Raw genomic sequence first — 17,007 nt, 5'->3', positions numbered from 1 at the left:
TCCTTCGTTCAAACGCCGACGGGACTCTTGCCCGTTGGGTGGCCCGGAATAGTCGGGTCATCCAGAAGGACGAAGCCTGCGAAGAGAAAGTTTCAGCTAATCTAAAATAAATGAACTGATCAGCGAGCAGCCATCTGGCCTGACATCAGCACGGGACCGGTAGGACCGCCGGATGGCGAGCCACCCTTCGGTTCCAGGCTTACGGCCAGCGTGACACCATTTGTAATAAGGCGTCGCATCGTGTCTGGAACAATGACATCGCCGTTTGCGCCCTCCGGCATCAGACCGAGTGAAACCGGCGGGGCGTTTCCGTCAATCATCCACAGTTGCAGAGACTTCGGCTCCGCCTGGGTATTGGCGACAGGTGTCATGACGAGCCTTCCACTGCGCGGCTCGTAACTTGCGAGCAGGCTCATATTGGTCCCTTCCTGCCCTTTCAGTTGCGCCTGCATCTGTCCGCCTGTCTTCAGGGAAGACGGAGGCTGCAGACCAAAGATGGCGACACCAATCAGCATCAGGAACGAGGCAAGGGCCAAGGTTCGCCAAACAGGGGCCGATGACCACAGACGCTGCCCAAGTCCCGAAAGCTGCGCCTGTTGCGAGCCCCTCGTGAACAGGCGCTGTTGCACTTGCGGAAACACAGAGTCCGGTGGCAGTTGAGGAGTGTATTCATCATCCATGGACGACAGATTTTCCTGCCAGCGTGCGACCATAGCCGCAAAGGCGCGGTCGCGCCGAATTCGCTGTTCGACCTGCTGACGCTTTTCGGCGGGCAGCACGCCCAGAACATACTCGCCAGCAAGAACTTCGTCTCTTGCGCGATCCCCTTCGCTCTGGTCCGGCCTAGTCATCGGTCCATGCACTCTCTCAGTTTCAAAAGACTGCGCCTCAGCCACGTCCGCATCGTATTCAGCGGCACATCGTATCGTTCCGCCAGTTCCTGGTAACTCATGCCATCGACATAAGCCGCGCGAACCGCCTGTGCCCGATCAGGATCCAACTCTTGCATGCACCTGTCAATGCGCCTTCCTTCGCCACTGATCACAGTTTGCGCCTCCGGATCCGGAGCATCATCAACAAGGCTGTCCGCTTCATCGTCCAGATTTTCCGTCTCTTGCTTGCGGCTTCGCAGCACATCCAGCGAATGGTTCCGCGCAATCGCGCAGAGCCAGGGCATTGCGCTGGTCTGTCCTCCGACAAAACGGTCGGCGCGATACCAGATCTTGACGAAGATTTCCTGTAACGCATCTTCCGCATCCGACCGCACCTTGAGGAGACGAAGACAAATACCGAAAAGTTTCGGGGATGCGGCAAGATAAAGTGCGTGGAAAGCGGCACGATCCTGCAAGGCTACCCGGGCCAGCAGATCCGGGAGATCGGTCTCACCCATTGCACTCATCTCCCACGGCACATTTGGCAGTCTCAAGCCGCTTACGGTCATTTGTTTCAAACGGATTATTTCCTCCGTCAAAAACATGGGTTAAAAGGCCGCACCAAGGTTCCAGAGGTGTTTTCATGTCCCCTTCCGAAAGCGAGATGCAGGCCCAGTTGCTGGCGCAGGCCCTGCCCTTCATGCAGCGTTACGAGAACAAGACCATCGTCGTGAAATATGGCGGCCATGCGATGGGTGACGCGGCGCTCGGTCGCGCTTTCGCCGAAGACATCGCACTTCTCAAGCAGGCGGGCGTCAATCCGATTGTCGTGCATGGTGGCGGTCCGCAAATCGGCGCAATGCTCTCCAAGATGGGGATCGAATCCAAGTTCGAGGGCGGATTGCGCGTGACCGACCAGAAGACGGTCGAGATCGTCGAAATGGTGCTGGCCGGTTCGATCAACAAGGAAATCGTCGCGCTCATCAACCAGACGGGCGAATGGGCGATCGGGCTTTGCGGCAAGGACGGCAACATGGTGTTTGCCGAAAAGGCGAAGAAGACCGTGATCGATCCGGAATCGAATATCGAGCGCGTTCTGGACCTTGGCTTCGTCGGTGAAGTGGTGGAAGTCGACCGTACGCTGCTCGACCTTCTGGCGAAGTCGGAAATGATCCCCGTCATCGCGCCTGTTGCTCCGGGCCGTGATGGCGCGACCTACAACATCAACGCCGACACGTTTGCCGGCGCGATTGCGGGCGCGCTGCGCGCCGACCGTCTGCTGTTCCTCACCGATGTGCCAGGCGTGCTCGACAAGGACAAGAACCTGATCAAGGAGCTTTCTGTTGCGCAGGCGCAGGCGCTCATCAAGGACGGTACGATTTCCGGCGGCATGATTCCGAAGGTCGAGACTTGCATCGACGCCATCAAGGCGGGCGTCCAGGGCGTTGTCATCCTCAACGGGAAGACCTCGCATTCGGTTCTTCTGGAAATCTACACAGAAGGTGGCGCAGGAACACTCATCGTTCCCTGATATCGCTCAGACGAAAATGAGACCAAGGATGCCTGTCAGAATGAGCAGGCATCCCAAGACTTCCAGCCGGTTGATGCGCTCCTTGAACAGGAAGACCGAGGCTGCGAAGGTGAAGACGAGTTCGATCTGGCCCAGCGCCCTCACATAGGCCACCTGCTGCAGCGTCATGGCCGTAAACCATCCCGCAGATCCCAGAACACCGGCCAGCCCGACCAGCGCCGACGACCGCCAGGACCGGATGACCTTGCCGATTTCGGCACGGTCGGTAAACACCATCCAGACCAGCATGTAGAGCGTCTGGAACCCGGTGACAAAGGCCAGCGTGAAGGCTGCCTGCACCACGGCATTGGGTCCGTCCAGGGACAGAGACGCGCTGCGATAGGCGACGGCCGAGATTCCGAAGACACCGCCCGACGCAATGCCGATGAGGGCTGTGCGGCTGAAAAGCGCGGCCAATAGACTGCGTGCATTGAGTGGCGTGCGTGCAACCGAGATCAGCATGACACCGATAACGCCGATGATGATGGCAAGGACGGTTCCCGGCTGAAGTCTTTCGCCGAGCAGCACCAGACCGAACAGCGCCGCCTGCACGGGCTCTGTTTTCGAGTAGGCAGTTCCAACCGCGAAGTTCCGCAAGGAAAACAGATAGACCAGCATGATCGTCGCGTAGATCTGTGCCAGACCACCGAGGATTGCCCAGCCAACGAAGGGCCAGTTCATCTGCGGCAGGAAATAGCCTCCAAGAAAATGGAGGGCCGCGACGTAAAGAACGGCAACCGGAAAACCGTAGCCGAAGCGCACGAAACTGGCGCCCCGGGTGCCGAGGCTGGAACGCAGATGACGCTGCAGGGCAGAGCGCAGATTCTGCAGGAATGCAGCCGCAATGGTGATGGGGATCCAGAGTTCCATCATGCTGGGCTAACATGCAGGTCATGAGCCGCCAAGTCCGCTCGGATGCTTAAGCGTTCTCCCCTTTCAATTCTCATCGGCTCAAGGCATAAAGCGCGCATGGCAAAGATGACGAACACACCTGACCCCGCCGATTTCTCGCATGTCCGTGACTGGGTCTTCGACCTCGACAACACGCTCTATCCGCATCACATCAATCTGTTTGCGCAGATCGATCGCAACATGACGGATTTCGTCGCGACCCTTCTGCAGTTGGAGCCGGAAGAGGCAAGGAAACTGCAGAAGCAGTACTATCACGAGCATGGGACGACGCTGCGCGGTTTGATGATTCACCACAAGATTGATCCGAATGCCTTTCTCGAAAAGGCTCATGCCATCGATTACTCGGCGCTCCTGCCGCATCCGGAACTGGGCGAAGCAATCAAGGCTCTCTCCGGGCGCAAGTTCATCTTCACCAATGGCACCGTATCGCATGCGGAGGCTGCGGCCCGGGCGCTCGGGATCCTCGATCATTTCGATGATATCTTCGATATTGTCGCTGCGGATTACGTTCCGAAGCCTGCGGGCGAAACCTACGACAAGTTCACCCAGTTGAAGCGGATCGACACAGCCCACGCGGCCATGTTCGAAGACCTGCCGCGCAACCTCATTGCTCCACGGGCGCTTGGCATGAAGACGGTTCTTCTTGCACCCAGAAATCTGGGCGAATTCGTTATCGAGCGCTGGGAAGAGGTGCGCGAAGACGACGAGAACATCGATTACGTTACCGACGACCTTGCGACATTTCTGCAAACGTTGAACCGCGGTTGAACTGATCTCGCCACAACCAAGATTACCAAAGTTTCATCCAGCCTTACGGTTCTTTAAGTGGTGTCGGAACGGCTCTGCTCCTACCTTCGTTGTCATAAGACAAAGGGAAAGGAAGCAACCCACATGACACTCAAGAGAGTTGCACTCGCCGCGCTTGGCGCAACGTTTTTGGTGGGCGCGCTGGCGCCTGCAAGCTTCGCCGCGCCCGGTCGCCCGGACAGAGAAGGGCATGGCCCCCGTGGCGGGATGATGCAGGAACTGGTATTCGTACGGCTGTTGAAAGACGCCGACACGAACAAGGACGGCAAGATTACCAAGGAAGAAGTTGCCGCTTGGGAGACCAAGCTGTTCGATGCCGCTGACGCCAACAAGGACGGCAACCTGACGCCCGGTGAAATTCGCCAGTACCACAAGGCGCGCATGGAAGAATTCCGGGAGCAGCGCAAGGCTGAACGGGCTGCAAATGACCAGGCAAAGCCGGAAGAGCAGGCCAAGGGTGCCGACGCTCCGCCGCCGCCTCCGCCAGGCCCCGACGGCAAGCCCGACGGCAAGCCAGGCCATGGACCAAAGCATGGCGGCCATCACGACATGGCGGAAGGTCGCCACGGACGCGACCATGGCCGCGATCATGGGGGCAGAGACGATTGGGATGGTCCACGCAAGGGACCGGGCATGATGCCGGCAGCTGCCCTCATCCGCTTTGTCGATACGGACGAAAATGGGCAGATCAGCAAGGATGAAGCTGCCAATGCCGCAACGAAGCTGTTTGAGCGCATGGACCGCAACAAGGATGGCGTCATTTCCATCGACGATATCCCGAGCCAGCCGCTTTAATCGCGACCGGTAGCGCAGCGCGCTATCCAGCCGCTGCATTGCGAGGTCCGCTCCTGCCGCCGGGAGCGGACCTTTTCAGTCTCTACTCTTTCTTGCCGTTCAGGTCGTAGAAGTCGGCGATGACTTTCCAGGCCTGATCTGCTGTCTCCACGAAATTGATGAGATCCATATCGTCCGGAGCGATGGTGCCGAAATTGGCAAGCGCTTCGAAATCGATGATGCGGTTCCAGAATTCCGGGGCAAACAGGATCAACGGAACGCGTTCCATGCGGCGTGTCTGGATCAGCGTCAGCGCCTCGAACAGCTCATCCAGAGTTCCGAAACCACCCGGAAACACTACGACAGCGCGTGCACGCATCAAGAAGTGCATCTTGCGGATGGCGAAATAGTGGAAGTTGAAGCTCAACTCCGGCGTCACATACTGGTTTGGCGCCTGTTCATGCGGCAGAAGAATGTTCAAGCCGATGGTGGGGGCACCGGCTTCCGATGCGCCCTTGTTACCCGCTTCCATCACCCCGGGGCCGCCCCCGGTGACGACAACGAATTCCTGGTGATTCGAGAGTGCCGAATGGCGGGCGCACAGTGCCGCAAACTTCTCAGCCTCCTCGTAGAAAACGGAAGCCTTCTTAAGATTGTCCCGCTGAACATCGTTCTTGGCAGCCCAGGGTTCCGCGCCGGGTGCGGGAATGCGCGCACCGCCGAACAGTACGACCGTGGATTTGATGCCCATCTCGGTCAGCATCATTTCAGGCTTGAGCAGTTCCAATTGCAGGCGGACGGGGCGCAGCTCCGGGCGGCACAGGAAATCCTCATCCACATAGGCAAGGCGATAGGACGGCGACTCAGACTGCGGCGTCTTGGGAACCTGACGGGCGCGCAGCTTGTCGACGGAACTCGCCTTCAACGGATCCCATACACCATCCTTGCGCCGCATCTTCTTCTCATCGCCTGCTTTCGCCATTGCGCACAATCCCTCAAGATACGAATCACGGAGGGCGCCAATTCGCATTGACGCCCGGATGGCGCTCGCTTAGAGCAAAAGGCACCAATTTGCCAGTCGGCAAGAGAGCCTACCCCATCACGTTACGAGCGACAGCCGCAGGATTTCCCGATGACCAGCACAGCAAGCCAGGACTACGCCTCCCTTGAAGCCCTGATCGAAAAGGCTTTCGACGAGCGCGACAGCATTTCAATCAGCACGCGCGGCGAAGTGCGCGACAGCGTGGAAGAGGCGCTGAACCTGCTCGATAGCGGCAAGCTGCGCGTCGCAACACGCGGCGAAGACGGTAACTGGACTGTTCACCAGTGGCTGAAGAAGGCCGTGCTTCTGTCGTTCCGCCTGAACGACATGGAAGTCGTGAAGGGTGGTCCCGGCGCTTCCACCTGGTGGGACAAGGTTCCTTCCAAGTTCGAAAACTGGGGCGAAACGGAATTTCGTTCGGCCGGCTTCCGTGCGGTGCCCAATGCCGTCGTTCGCCGCTCCGCCTATATCGCGCCAAGCGTCGTGCTGATGCCCTCCTTCGTAAACCTCGGCGCCTATGTGGGCGAAGGCACCATGGTCGATACATGGGCGACCGTCGGCTCCTGCGCTCAGATCGGTAAGCACGTCCATCTCTCTGGCGGTGTCGGCATTGGCGGCGTTCTGGAGCCCATGCAGGCAGGCCCGACCATCATCGAAGACAACTGCTTCATCGGCGCACGTTCTGAAGTGGTGGAAGGCTGCATCATTCGCGAAGGCTCCGTGCTCGGCATGGGCGTCTACATCGGCAAGTCCACCAAGATCGTGGACCGCGCAACCGGCGAAGTCACCTATGGCGAAGTTCCGCCCTATTCCGTTGTCGTTGCGGGCTCCATGCCCTCCGGCAACGCCACCATGGGCAATGGCCAGCCTGCGCCGCATCTCTATTGCGCGGTCATCGTCAAGCGCGTCGACGAAAAGACCCGCTCCAAGACCGGCATCAACGAGTTGCTGCGCGACTGATTGAGCATAGTGAGCATTGTCGAGATCATGGCTGTTACAGATCCTGTCCAGAACCTGCAGACGCTGATCCGCTGCCCTTCGGTCACACCGAAGGAAGGCGGGGCGCTTTCAGCTCTTACGGCCATGCTCGAACCACTGGGTTTTTCCGTCGAGCGCGTCACGGCTACCGAGCCGGGCACGCCTGACATCGAGAACCTCTATGCGCGCCTGGGTTCCTCCGGGCCGCATCTGATGTTTGCCGGTCATACGGATGTGGTGCCGGTTGGCGATGAAGCCTCTTGGACGCATCCGCCCTTCTCTGCCGATATTGCCAATGGTGAGATGTTTGGGCGCGGCGCGGTTGACATGAAGGGCGGTATTGCCTGTTTCGTCGCAGCTGTCGCTCGTCATATCGAAGCGCATGGCGCACCGAAAGGCTCCATTTCGTTCCTGATCACCGGTGACGAGGAAGGCCCTGCCATCAACGGCACCGTCAAGCTGCTGGAATGGGCGGCGGCGAAGGGTGAGCGTTGGGATGCCTGCCTTGTCGGCGAGCCGACAAACCCGGATCAACTGGGCGATATGATCAAGATCGGCCGTCGCGGTTCGATCTCAGGTTTCGTAACCGTGCATGGGGTGCAAGGCCATGTGGCCTATCCGCATCTGGCGGATAATCCCGTTCGCGCCGTCACGGCCATGACCAAGGCATTGATGAGCCCGCCACTCGATGCGGGGACGGCCGAATTCCCGCCAACCAATCTCGAAGTCACATCGATCGACACAGGCAATTCCGCGACCAACGTCATTGCCGCCAAGGCAAGCTTTGCCTTCAATGTACGCTTCAACGACACATGGACGGCTGACAGCATTCAAGCCGAACTGATCCGGCGGCTGAACGAAGCTGCCACTGATCAGGAACTGCGCGCAGGCCGCCCCGCCATTCGCTATGACATCACCTGGTCGGAGCGACCAAGCCACGTGTTCCTGACCCGTGACGACGCGTTGATCTCGTCGCTATCCAAGGCGATCGAGGCGAAGACAGGCAGGCACCCTGCCCTTTCCACGACAGGCGGCACATCGGACGCACGGTTCATCAAGGACTACTGCCCGGTGGTGGAGTTCGGCCTCGTGGGACAGACCATGCACATGGTGGATGAGCGGGTGGCCGTGGCAGATCTGGAAAAGCTGACAGATATCTACGCTCACTTCATCGAGCAATGGTTCGAGAATGCCAAGGCTTGAAGAGGTCCGCTCCCTTTGGGGAGGACTGTGGCAGATTGCCCGTGGAGATGCCCGTGGACTGTCTCTATTCGACATTTCCGATGAGGGTCTGACACGCTCCTTCTGGGCCATCGCCTACTGCCTGCCCATCTTCCTGCTCAACGCAATCCTGCTTCGTGCCGCCTATATCGAGGTTCTCGCCGATCCTGCACGCGGACATGTGATCTTTGTGTTTCAGGCCATGGTGCTGCAACTGGCGAGCTGGGCCTTCGTCCTGATCTGCACCATCCTGTTCGGGCTGGCATTTGGTTATCGTCCACTACTGAGGCCGATGGTGGTCATGGCGAACTGGGGCAGCGTTCCCGTGCTTTACGCCATCGCCGGACTAGTTCAGCCGATCCTACATTTGACACGCGGAACCGGCCTCCTGTCCTGGATGCTGAATATGTCATTCTGGATTGTAGCAATCGCAATCCCGCTCTATCTCATCTGGCGTATTCTTCTGACACTCGTGGGCGGCCCAGCGTGGAAGCGTGGCGGTTTCCTGCTTCTGGTTCTGGCTGCGTCGCTCTGGGCCATCCGCACACTTGAAATATCTCTGGGACTCAATATTCCCTATCCGTGAAATCCTGTTCCATCGCGAGGCGTGATTCTTGCCCTCTTTCTCCGAAGTGAAGCTTTACGTGCTTGGTCTCTGGCTTCTGGTCAAAGGCGACCGGGCAGGATTGGCACTGGTCGATTTTACCGACCGTGGAATGATGCGCTCCTTTTGGGCCATCGTCTGGTGCATTCCGGCCATCGGCTTTTCCTGGATCTGGTGGCGGCTTGCCTTTCTGGAAACCATGCCCCCCGGCTTCCGGCTTGGCGGGATATTCTTTTTCCGCATGGCCCTGCTGGAGGCCTCGAACTGGCTGGTGCCGCTCGTTCTTGCCGGTCTGATGGCTCTCACAATGGGGCTTGCCCGACAATTCCCGGCCATTGTTTTCACGGCTAACTGGCTGTCCGTGCCATTTTCCTATCTCTACGGATTGCTCAGCATCTTGCTGGTGCTCATGCCCGGACTGACCGGCCTGATCGCTCTCATCTGGCTTGGTGCGATCGTGGCGCTGGTCGTCTGCCTGTCGCGCATCTTTCGCATGATCATTGGTCCGCAGGGATTGACGATTGCGACGCTGACAATGGTGCTGATCGTGCCGTCGCTGCTGCTGTCCGACGTCCTGGAACGCTTTCTCGGCGTCTATCCCGGCTAATCCGGATAATCGACCTGCATGAAGTAAAGTCCTTCCGGCGGAGCGACCGGCCCGCAGGCCGCACGACTTCTGGCCTCCAGCGCGGCGCGAACATCCTGCGGGCTCATCTTGCCCTCACCCGCCAGCTTCAGCGTTCCTGCGAAAGAGCGGATCTGGTTGTGCAGAAAGCTCTGGGCAGAAGCGCGGATCTCGATCAACTCTCCCTGCCGCGTCACATCCAGCCTGTCGAGTGTCCTGATCGGGCTTGCCGCCTGACAGTGCGCCGAACGGAACGTGGTGAAATCGTGGTGACCGACAAGCATCTGCGCGGCCGCATGCATGGCTTCGTGATCGAGATCCTTGGACACCCACCAGGCACGCTTCGCTTCGATCGCCAGCGGCGCGCGACGGCTGATGATGCGGTAGAGATAGTGGCGGCGTAGCGCCGAGAAACGGGCATCAAAATCATCAGACACCCGATTGATATCGATGATCGACACCTTTTCGCTCGCCATCATCAGGTGTGCATTCAGCGCATTGCGCAGTTTGAAAGGCGCCCATTCGCGTGAAAGATCGGCATGAATGACCTGACCCAGCGCATGAACGCCGGAATCCGTTCTGCCCGCTCCGCGAATGACAACGGTTTCCGAGGTCAGTGACTGTATGGCCGCTTCGACTGCAGCCTGAACGGAATGGCCGTTTTCCTGGCGCTGCCAGCCCACATAGGGCGTACCATCATACTCCACGACCATCTTGTAGCGTGGCATCAACCAATCCTCAGACCGGGCGGCAACTGGGTACCGCGCAGAAATTCCTGTGCGTCGAGGGGCTTGCCACCGGCTTTTTGCAGTCGCTTCAATCGGACCGCACCAGAGCCGCAGGCAATGGACAGGCGATCATCCAGAACCTCACCCGGCTGGCCATTTCCGTCTGCCAACTCACTCGACAGAACTTTGATACGTTCCGGCCTGCCGCCCAGTTCAACCTCGAACCATGCGCCAGGAAACGGCGAAAGACCACGAATGTGGTTGTGCACCTCAATGGCTGGGCGCGTGAAATCGATGCGGGTTTCGCTCTTGTCGATCTTGGAGGCGTAGAGAACGCCATCCTCCGACTGGGTAACCAGCGGCAGATTCCCATCTTCCAGCTTAGCCATGGCTTCCACCATGGCCTCTGCGCCTTGCTCCATAAGGATGTCGTGCAGTTCGCCTGCGGTCATGGTCGCGCCAATTGCGACCTCGCGCGTCAGCGCGACAGGGCCCGTATCCAGCCCCTTTTCCATCTTCATCACCATCATGCCGGTCTTTGCGTCCCCGGCCATGATTGCGCGCTGAATGGGCGCTGCACCACGCCAGCGCGGAAGAAGCGACGCGTGGCCATTATAGGCGCCAAGCCTCGTACCCTCGAGGATCTCGACCGGCAGCAGAAGCCCGTAGGCGACAACGACAGCCACATCGGCATTCAAGGCCCGGAATATCTGCCGATCTTCAGGATCCTTGAAGTTGACCGGGTTGAAGACCGGTATGCCCAGTTCTTCCGCAGCCTGATGGACGGGGGATTTTCGAAGATCCAAGCCACGCCGGCCACCCGGACGAGGCGGCTGGCTGTAGACGGCAACGATCTCATGACCCGCCTTGGCCAGAGCCTTCAAAGTCGGCACGGAAAAATCCGGCGTCCCCATGAAGATGATGCGAAGAGCCATTCAGACCTCCATCCTGACCGGTACGTATTGAAGATCAGCGCCGTGCGCGCTCAAACCTTGGCTTTGGCAGCCTTGGTGAACTTCTTGATGACCATTTCACGCTTCAACCGCGAGATATGATCGATGAAGAGCACACCGTTCAGATGGTCGATCTCATGCTGAAGGCACGTTGCCAGCAGGCCATCAGCCTCAAGCAGGTGCTCCTTGCCGTCCCGACCGACATGCTTGACCGTCACTGCCGCAGGACGCTCGACTTCCGCATAGTATTCAGGGATCGACAAGCAACCTTCTTCGTAAACGGAGCGCTCGTCCGAGCTTCTGACGATCTCGGGATTGATGATGACGATCGGCTTCTTTTCCTCATCCTCGCGCGAGACGTCGACCACGAGAATGCGGCGCGCAACGCCAATCTGGATCCCGGCCAGGCCGATGCCCGGCGCGTCATACATGGTCTCCAGCATGTCATCAGCAAGCTTGAGAACGTCGGAATCCACCTGCTCGATCGGCTGGGAAACCTGACGCAGAAGAGGATCGGGAAGAATGATAAGCGGCTTGATCGTCATGCGCCTCCCATAGCCGATCTTTTTGCAAGATGGAACATCCCTGCACGCGTCAAAAGGAACGCAAATGCAATTTGTTCTTGTTTTGATCTTCCTATCTGGACACGGTTGGGCTAGCTTCCGGTCATGCAAAGCCAAGACTTTTCGAATACAGACCGTTTCATGCAGCTCGTTGAAAGCAACAGCACTCTCCTCATCGTGCTAGGAGTGGCTGTGCTCGCGCTGCTGTTCTGGCTCTTACAAGCCCGTCGGTCCGGAGGCGGAGAGGCATTGGATCAGCGTTTTGCGGAACTGATGCGGGCGCAGTTGGAGATGCAGGGACGCGTTTCCGCGATGACAGAAGCCATCGGCTTGCGGCAGGCGGAGCTCAATCGCGCCGTCAACCAGCGTCTGGATGGCATGGCCCATCGGCTTGGCAGCAGCATCGTCGAACAGACCAAGTCTACGCACGACAACCTTCGGCAATTGCAGGAACGTCTGGCAGTCATCGACGCGGCGCAGAACAATATCCAGACATTGGCAAAGGACGTCGTTGGCCTGCAGGCCATTCTTTCCAACAAGCAGACCCGCGGCGCCTTTGGGCAGGGCCGGATGGAAGCCATCATCGCCGATGCCTTGCCGAAGGGCAGCTATCAATTCCAGGCGACCCTTTCGAATGGAATGCGGCCCGACTGTCTGATTGACATGCCAAACGACACTCCGCCGCTGGTAATCGATGCCAAGTTTCCGCTGGAAGCCTGGCATGCATTCCGGGACGCCACACAGCCGGACCTGCGCAAGGTCGCAGCACAACAATTCCGTCGTGATCTGGAAAAGCACATCAGCGATGTCGCGGAAAAATATCTCCTCAAAGGTGAAACACAGGAGACGGCCTTTCTTTTCGTGCCTTCCGAGTCGATCTTTGCCGAAATTCACGAGCACTTCGAGGCGTGCGTCGCGAAGGCGCAACGTTCGCGCATCGTCATAGTCTCCCCTTCCTTGCTGATGTTGTCCATTCAGGTCATTCAGGCTGTGCTGAAGGATCAGCGTATGCGCGAGCAGGCCCATCTCATCCAGGGCGAAGTCGCAAGCCTGATGGACGATCTCGGTCGTCTGGATGAGCGGACGCGAAAACTGCAATCACACTTCGCGGCGGCGCAGAAGGACGTGGAGCAGATCCTGACCTCCTCCGACAAGCTTGTCCGCCGCGGAGATCGCATTGCCTCTCTCGACCTGGCGCGCGAATCAACTCCAGCCGAAGCAACGACGGTGGAACCGAAAAGCGTTGAAAGCAGAACGGGGATGCTGAAGCTGAGGGTGGTTGACGAGGATTGATGCTGTCGGGCAGTGTCTTCAAAACAGTTCGACACGACAGGCACATATCATGATTACCGTTTTCGGCTCCATCAACATGGATCTCATCGCCACCACCACCCGTTTGCCGAAACCGGGCGAGACCGTTGCGGGACAAAGCTTCACAACAGCTGCTGGCGGCAAGGGCGCGAACCAGGCACTGGCGGCGCGGCGTGCAGGCAGCACTGTTCGCATGGCGGGTGCCGTGGGTGAGGACGGCTTTGCGGAACCCGCGCTCGCCTTGCTGAAGGAAGCAGGCGTGCTACTGGATACGGTGCGCCCGGTTTCCGACCCAACGGGAACAGCCATCATTCTCGTGGGCGGTGATGGCGAGAACATGATCGCGGTCGTGCCCGGCGCCAACGGGGCTGTTTCTGCAGAGGACGCAGAGAAAAGTGTTGGCCTGCTGTCGGAACGGGACATCCTGATGATGCAGATGGAAGTGCCCGCAGGCGCGATCGAAACTGCGTTTCGTCTTGCCAAGACGCAAGGAACCACCACCATCTTCAACACGGCCCCTTTGACGGATGACGCAATCCGGCTGGCTGGCCTCGCGGATATCGTCGTTTCGAACGAAACCGAATTCGAACTCCTCATTGGTCGGTCTGGTCTCTCAGCTGATGAACGCGTTTCTGAGATGCAGCAGATGGCAGAAAGAACCGGCCAGACGCTGGTGGTAACGCTCGGTGCCGATGGCGTGGTAGCGATCCACAAGGGGCAGATCCTGAGAGCAACTGGCCTCAAGATAACACCCGTCGATACCGTTGGAGCAGGAGATACGTTCTGTGGTTATCTTGCTGCAAGCCTTGACCAGGGTTTTGACTTTGCCGCGGCACTCCGTCGCGCGGCCATCGCCGGTTCCCTTGCATGCCTGGAAGCCGGTGCACAGCCATCGATTCCCGCTTCGGACGGCGTTGCAGGGCATCTCTGATACCGGGGAGATTCCTGTAGCAGGCAAGGTCGGCAGGCTGCTGCATCACAGGATCCAGACAGGCGCTTGCACTTGCCGATCCCAGTTCCCATATGCTGTCGCACAGCCGCATGCCGTAAGGGTGCGTGATAGGTCGCTTGTTTCAAGGACTGTTTGATGAGCCGGATGACACCGTTTGCCAGCCCGCTTCTCCTGGGCTTCGACACAATGGAGAAGACACTCGAACGCCTGACCAAGGCCAATGACGGATATCCTCCCTATAATATCGAGCGCCTGCGCCCGAGCATTGGAGGGGAACCGGAAAAGCTGCGCATCACCTTGGCTGTTGCCGGTTTCGCCGAAGACGATCTGGACGTCACCGTGGAGGAAAACCAGCTCATCATTCGCGGACGCCAGGCTGACCCGGGCGAGAGGGAATATCTCTATCGTGGTATTGCCGCGCGCCAGTTCCAGCGAATGTTTGTTCTGGCAGATGGGATGCAGGTCGCAGGCGCCGGGTTGAAGAATGGGTTGCTCTCGGTCGATCTCGTACGGCCGGAACCGGAGCGCATGGTGCGAAAAATTAATATTTCCGTCTCAGACTGATCTTCGTGGCAGTTTTGCCAGAATCAGTAAGACGGAGGCGTCCATGCTCCTGAAGAACACCTCAGCCCAGTTGACACTCAACGAACTTGCGCATCTTGGCGCTGGCGAAGTGGGTTACATTCGTAAGATGCGCCTTGAAGATGTCAGCCGCTGCTTTCCGGAAGCTCCGGAAATTGATCCCGGCCTTGACCTCTGGGCGCTTTTCGGGGCCGATGGCACACCGATCCTTCTGACGGATAACCGTTCCAGCACCTTTTTCAAGGCAGCGGAAGACGACTTGAAGACCGTCAGCCTCCACTGAGAGGCAAACGGCCCGTCATGGTATTAAAGCGCGTCGCGATCTTTCAGATTCGCTCCTGACGCTTTAACTCTTTGTTTTCACGCATGTCGTTATCGCGAAAACGCGGCGCACTTTTGCGCGACATGCTTTAGATGACGGGCTGCCCAAGAGTTATTTATCGCTGCGATCTTCCCAAGCCAAACCGATTGGCACTTCAAACGATCAAAACGCGCTCGAAGGTCAAGTAAGCGGATGAACGACCTTCGCGGCGAGCCTTCGCCTCGTAGCGCGTGCTGGGCCAGTTCGCAAACGGCGTCAGCCAATCTCTTGGCTCTTGCGCCGTCCAGGCGAAACCGCCATGCGAATGGGTGTGTTGCAATGTCCAGTTGACGTAAGTGTCAATGTCGGAGGCAAAGCAAAACAGGCCGCCCGGCTTCAAGGCACGATGGAAGCGGTTGAGATTGACCTGCGACACGAAGCGACGCTTCCAGTGCTTTTTCTTGGGCCATGGATCCGGATAGAGCAGATCAATCTGATCCAGTGATGCGTCGGGAAGCCAGTCCAGGAGTACCGTCGCATCATCGTCGTAAAGACGGATGTTGTTCACGCCCGCTTCTTCGACATGGGCCAGCAATTTAGCCATGGAATTGATGAATGGCTCGACACCGATGAAACCGGTTGCCGGGTTCTCCTTGGCACGGTGGATGAGATGCTCTCCACCGCCAAAGCCGATTTCCAGACGAATACGCTCAACAGGCTCTGGAAAAAGTTGCCCCAGTGCCGCGGGTGCGGGCTGGGACAAGTCCACCTTCAGTTCCGGGAGTCTGGTGGCCATCATGTCGGCCTGCCGCTCCCGCAATGGTTTACCCTTGCGCCGGCCGAAAAACGCCTCGGTGGCGCGCGACCGACGTTCGGAGTCCATCGCTTTTATCCTCAGTTTTTCAGAGCTTCCTTGAGCGGCTTTACGAGATCCAGTTTCTCCCAGGAGAACGAACCGTCGCGGCCGGCCTTGCGCCCGAAATGTCCATAGGAAGCCGTCTTTGCATAGATCGGCTTGTTGAGGTCGAGATGACGGCGAATGCCGGTTGGCGACAAATCGATCACCTGGCGGATAGCCGCCTCGACCTGGTCTTCGGTTACCTTGCCAGTGCCGTGCAGGTCAACATAGATCGACAGCGGCTGGGCGATACCGATCGCGTAGGACAGCTGGATCGTGCACTTTTCGGACAATCCCGCTGCCACGACATTCTTCGCGATGTAGCGTGCTGCATAGGCAGCCGACCGGTCGACCTTCGTCGTATCCTTGCCCGAGAAGGCACCGCCGCCGTGGGGCGCTGCACCGCCATAGGTATCTACGATGATCTTGCGGCCTGTCAGGCCTGCGTCTCCGTCCGGTCCACCGATGACGAATTTTCCGGTTGGATTGATGTACCACTTGCAATCGTCGGCAATCTTCAGATCACCAAGGGCTTCGCGAATATAGGGTTCGACAACCTTGCGGACCTTGGCCGAGTCCCAGCTTTCGTCCAGATGTTGCGTGGAAAGAACGATGGATACGGCTTCCGTGGGCTTACCGTCGACATAGCGCACAGTAACCTGGCTCTTGGCATCAGGTCCCAGTTTACCCACATCGCCTTCGCCCTTCTTGCGTGCGGTTGCGAGCAACTGCAAAATGCGGTGCGAATAGTAGATCGGCGCCGGCATCAGGTCCGGCGTTTCATTGCAGGCGTAACCGAACATGATGCCTTGGTCGCCAGCCCCTTCATTGCCCTGATGGTCGGCGGCGTTATCCACGCCCTGGGCAATATCGGCGGACTGGGAATGCAGCAGGACGTCGATCTTGGCGGTGCGCCAGTTGAAGCCATCCTGCTCGTAGCCGATGTCCTTGATCGCGCGGCGCGCTGCAGCTTTGAACTTTGAGGGATTGATGACCTCGTTGCCGTTCTTGTCCTGCTTCATCAGGCTCGGCGGCAGGCGAACTTCACCGGCGATGACCACACGGTTCGTCGTCGCAAGCGTCTCGCAGGCGATGCGCACCTTCCAGGGATCGACCCCCGTCTTGGCCGCCTCACGATAAACGAGATCCACGATTTCGTCAGAGATACGATCGCAAACCTTGTCAGGATGGCCTTCTGCGACAGACTCGCTGGTGAACAGGTAATTGGCGCGCATGCTGGGATTCCCCTCAAGAACAAACCGCAACTGTCCTAGTCACTTCCAATCGTCATGACAAGGACAGAACCACATAAAT

General features: G+C 58.5%; 20 protein-coding genes. 11 read left to right on the top strand and 9 right to left on the bottom strand.

The features are described from left to right. Positions 1-119 precede the first annotated feature (119 nt). Positions 120-851 carry an anti-sigma factor gene (locus ASD54_RS14080; protein ID WP_082547212.1) on the bottom strand — a complete coding sequence of 244 codons (732 nt, stop codon included), beginning with the start codon at positions 849-851 and terminating at the stop codon, positions 120-122. Continuing rightward, positions 848-1,390, bottom strand: coding sequence for a sigma-70 family RNA polymerase sigma factor (locus ASD54_RS14075; protein ID WP_062555224.1), 543 nt, complete (start codon positions 1,388-1,390; stop codon positions 848-850). Before ASD54_RS14075 ends, ASD54_RS14080 begins: the two co-directional genes overlap by 4 nt. Before the next feature lie 125 nt (positions 1,391-1,515). On the opposite strand from ASD54_RS14075, the gene argB reads away from it, so the two are divergent. Continuing rightward, positions 1,516-2,403, top strand: coding sequence for an acetylglutamate kinase (gene argB / locus ASD54_RS14070; RefSeq protein WP_062555223.1), 888 nt, complete (start codon positions 1,516-1,518; stop codon positions 2,401-2,403). Between the two features lie 6 nt (positions 2,404-2,409). Here argB and ASD54_RS14065 read toward each other — a convergent pair whose 3' ends face one another. After that, positions 2,410-3,312 (bottom strand): DMT family transporter, encoded by a 903-nt coding sequence (locus ASD54_RS14065; protein ID WP_062555476.1) that lies wholly within the window; start codon positions 3,310-3,312, stop codon positions 2,410-2,412. Positions 3,313-3,411: 99 nt separating this feature from the next. On the opposite strand from ASD54_RS14065, the gene ASD54_RS14060 reads away from it, so the two are divergent. Next, on the top strand, positions 3,412-4,122 hold the full coding sequence (locus ASD54_RS14060) for a pyrimidine 5'-nucleotidase (RefSeq protein WP_062555222.1): 711 nt from the start codon (positions 3,412-3,414) through the stop codon (positions 4,120-4,122). Between the two features lie 123 nt (positions 4,123-4,245). Beyond that, positions 4,246-4,956: a hypothetical protein gene (locus tag ASD54_RS14055; protein WP_062555221.1), complete on the top strand. Its 711-nt coding sequence runs from the start codon at positions 4,246-4,248 to the stop codon at positions 4,954-4,956. Positions 4,957-5,038: 82 nt separating this feature from the next. Here the strand turns inward: ASD54_RS14055 and ASD54_RS14050 are convergent, their stop codons facing one another. Next, entirely contained in the window at positions 5,039-5,917 is an 879-nt protein-coding gene (locus ASD54_RS14050) for an LOG family protein (protein WP_062555220.1), read from the bottom strand. A 150-nt stretch (positions 5,918-6,067) separates the two neighbouring features. On the opposite strand from ASD54_RS14050, the gene dapD reads away from it, so the two are divergent. From dapD to ASD54_RS14030, 4 genes are read left to right on the top strand one after another with little or no spacing between them, the layout of a single operon-like run. Then, on the top strand, positions 6,068-6,937 hold the full coding sequence (gene dapD, locus ASD54_RS14045; protein WP_062555219.1) for a 2,3,4,5-tetrahydropyridine-2,6-dicarboxylate N-succinyltransferase: 870 nt from the start codon (positions 6,068-6,070) through the stop codon (positions 6,935-6,937). A 27-nt stretch (positions 6,938-6,964) separates the two neighbouring features. Further along, positions 6,965-8,158: a succinyl-diaminopimelate desuccinylase gene (dapE, locus tag ASD54_RS14040; RefSeq protein WP_062555475.1), complete on the top strand. Its 1,194-nt coding sequence runs from the start codon at positions 6,965-6,967 to the stop codon at positions 8,156-8,158. Beyond that, positions 8,145-8,762, top strand: coding sequence for a hypothetical protein (locus ASD54_RS14035; protein ID WP_062555218.1), 618 nt, complete (start codon positions 8,145-8,147; stop codon positions 8,760-8,762). Before dapE ends, ASD54_RS14035 begins: the two co-directional genes overlap by 14 nt. Before the next feature lie 28 nt (positions 8,763-8,790). Further along, entirely contained in the window at positions 8,791-9,387 is a 597-nt protein-coding gene (locus ASD54_RS14030) for a hypothetical protein (protein ID WP_062555217.1), read from the top strand. Here the strand turns inward: ASD54_RS14030 and truA are convergent. Genes truA through def form a run of 3 tightly spaced genes read right to left on the bottom strand, consistent with a single transcriptional unit; the run spans position 9,384 to position 11,631 of the window. Beyond that, positions 9,384-10,133, bottom strand: a complete 750-nt coding sequence (truA, locus tag ASD54_RS14025; protein ID WP_062555216.1) for a tRNA pseudouridine(38-40) synthase TruA — start codon at positions 10,131-10,133, stop codon at positions 9,384-9,386. The genes ASD54_RS14030 and truA overlap by 4 nt on opposite strands. After that, positions 10,133-11,068: a methionyl-tRNA formyltransferase gene (gene fmt, locus ASD54_RS14020; RefSeq protein WP_062555215.1), complete on the bottom strand. Its 936-nt coding sequence runs from the start codon at positions 11,066-11,068 to the stop codon at positions 10,133-10,135. The genes truA and fmt overlap by 1 nt, the downstream gene beginning before the upstream one ends. Before the next feature lie 50 nt (positions 11,069-11,118). Further along, positions 11,119-11,631 (bottom strand): peptide deformylase, encoded by a 513-nt coding sequence (gene def / locus ASD54_RS14015; RefSeq protein WP_062555214.1) that lies wholly within the window; start codon positions 11,629-11,631, stop codon positions 11,119-11,121. 123 nt (positions 11,632-11,754) lie between these two features. Between def and rmuC the strand changes: the two genes are divergently transcribed. From rmuC to ASD54_RS13995, 4 genes are all read left to right on the top strand, one after another. Continuing rightward, positions 11,755-12,942, top strand: a complete 1,188-nt coding sequence (rmuC, locus tag ASD54_RS14010) for a DNA recombination protein RmuC (RefSeq protein ID WP_082547211.1) — start codon at positions 11,755-11,757, stop codon at positions 12,940-12,942. Positions 12,943-12,991: 49 nt separating this feature from the next. Further along, positions 12,992-13,891: a ribokinase gene (locus ASD54_RS14005; protein ID WP_062555212.1), complete on the top strand. Its 900-nt coding sequence runs from the start codon at positions 12,992-12,994 to the stop codon at positions 13,889-13,891. Between the two features lie 156 nt (positions 13,892-14,047). Then, a complete protein-coding gene (locus ASD54_RS14000) occupies positions 14,048-14,476 on the top strand; it encodes an Hsp20 family protein (RefSeq protein WP_062555211.1) in 429 nt (142 codons plus the stop codon). Between the two features lie 43 nt (positions 14,477-14,519). Beyond that, positions 14,520-14,777, top strand: a complete 258-nt coding sequence (locus ASD54_RS13995; RefSeq protein ID WP_062555210.1) for a DUF1150 family protein — start codon at positions 14,520-14,522, stop codon at positions 14,775-14,777. A gap of 193 nt (positions 14,778-14,970) precedes the next feature. On the opposite strand, the gene trmB is transcribed toward ASD54_RS13995, so the two are convergent. Beyond that, entirely contained in the window at positions 14,971-15,678 is a 708-nt protein-coding gene (gene trmB, locus ASD54_RS13990; protein WP_062555209.1) for a tRNA (guanosine(46)-N7)-methyltransferase TrmB, read from the bottom strand. Positions 15,679-15,689: 11 nt separating this feature from the next. Beyond that, the gene (metK, locus tag ASD54_RS13985; protein ID WP_062555208.1) at positions 15,690-16,928 is read right to left on the bottom strand and encodes a methionine adenosyltransferase; all 1,239 of its coding nucleotides are present in this window, start codon (positions 16,926-16,928) and stop codon (positions 15,690-15,692) included. Positions 16,929-17,007 lie beyond the last annotated feature (79 nt).

This window comes from Rhizobium sp. Root149 (genome assembly GCF_001427345.1).
Lineage (GTDB): Bacteria > Pseudomonadota > Alphaproteobacteria > Rhizobiales > Rhizobiaceae > Neorhizobium > Neorhizobium rhizoryzae.
The sequence above is the reverse complement of the archived record's forward strand: the minus strand, read 5'-3'. Positions and strand labels throughout refer to the sequence as shown.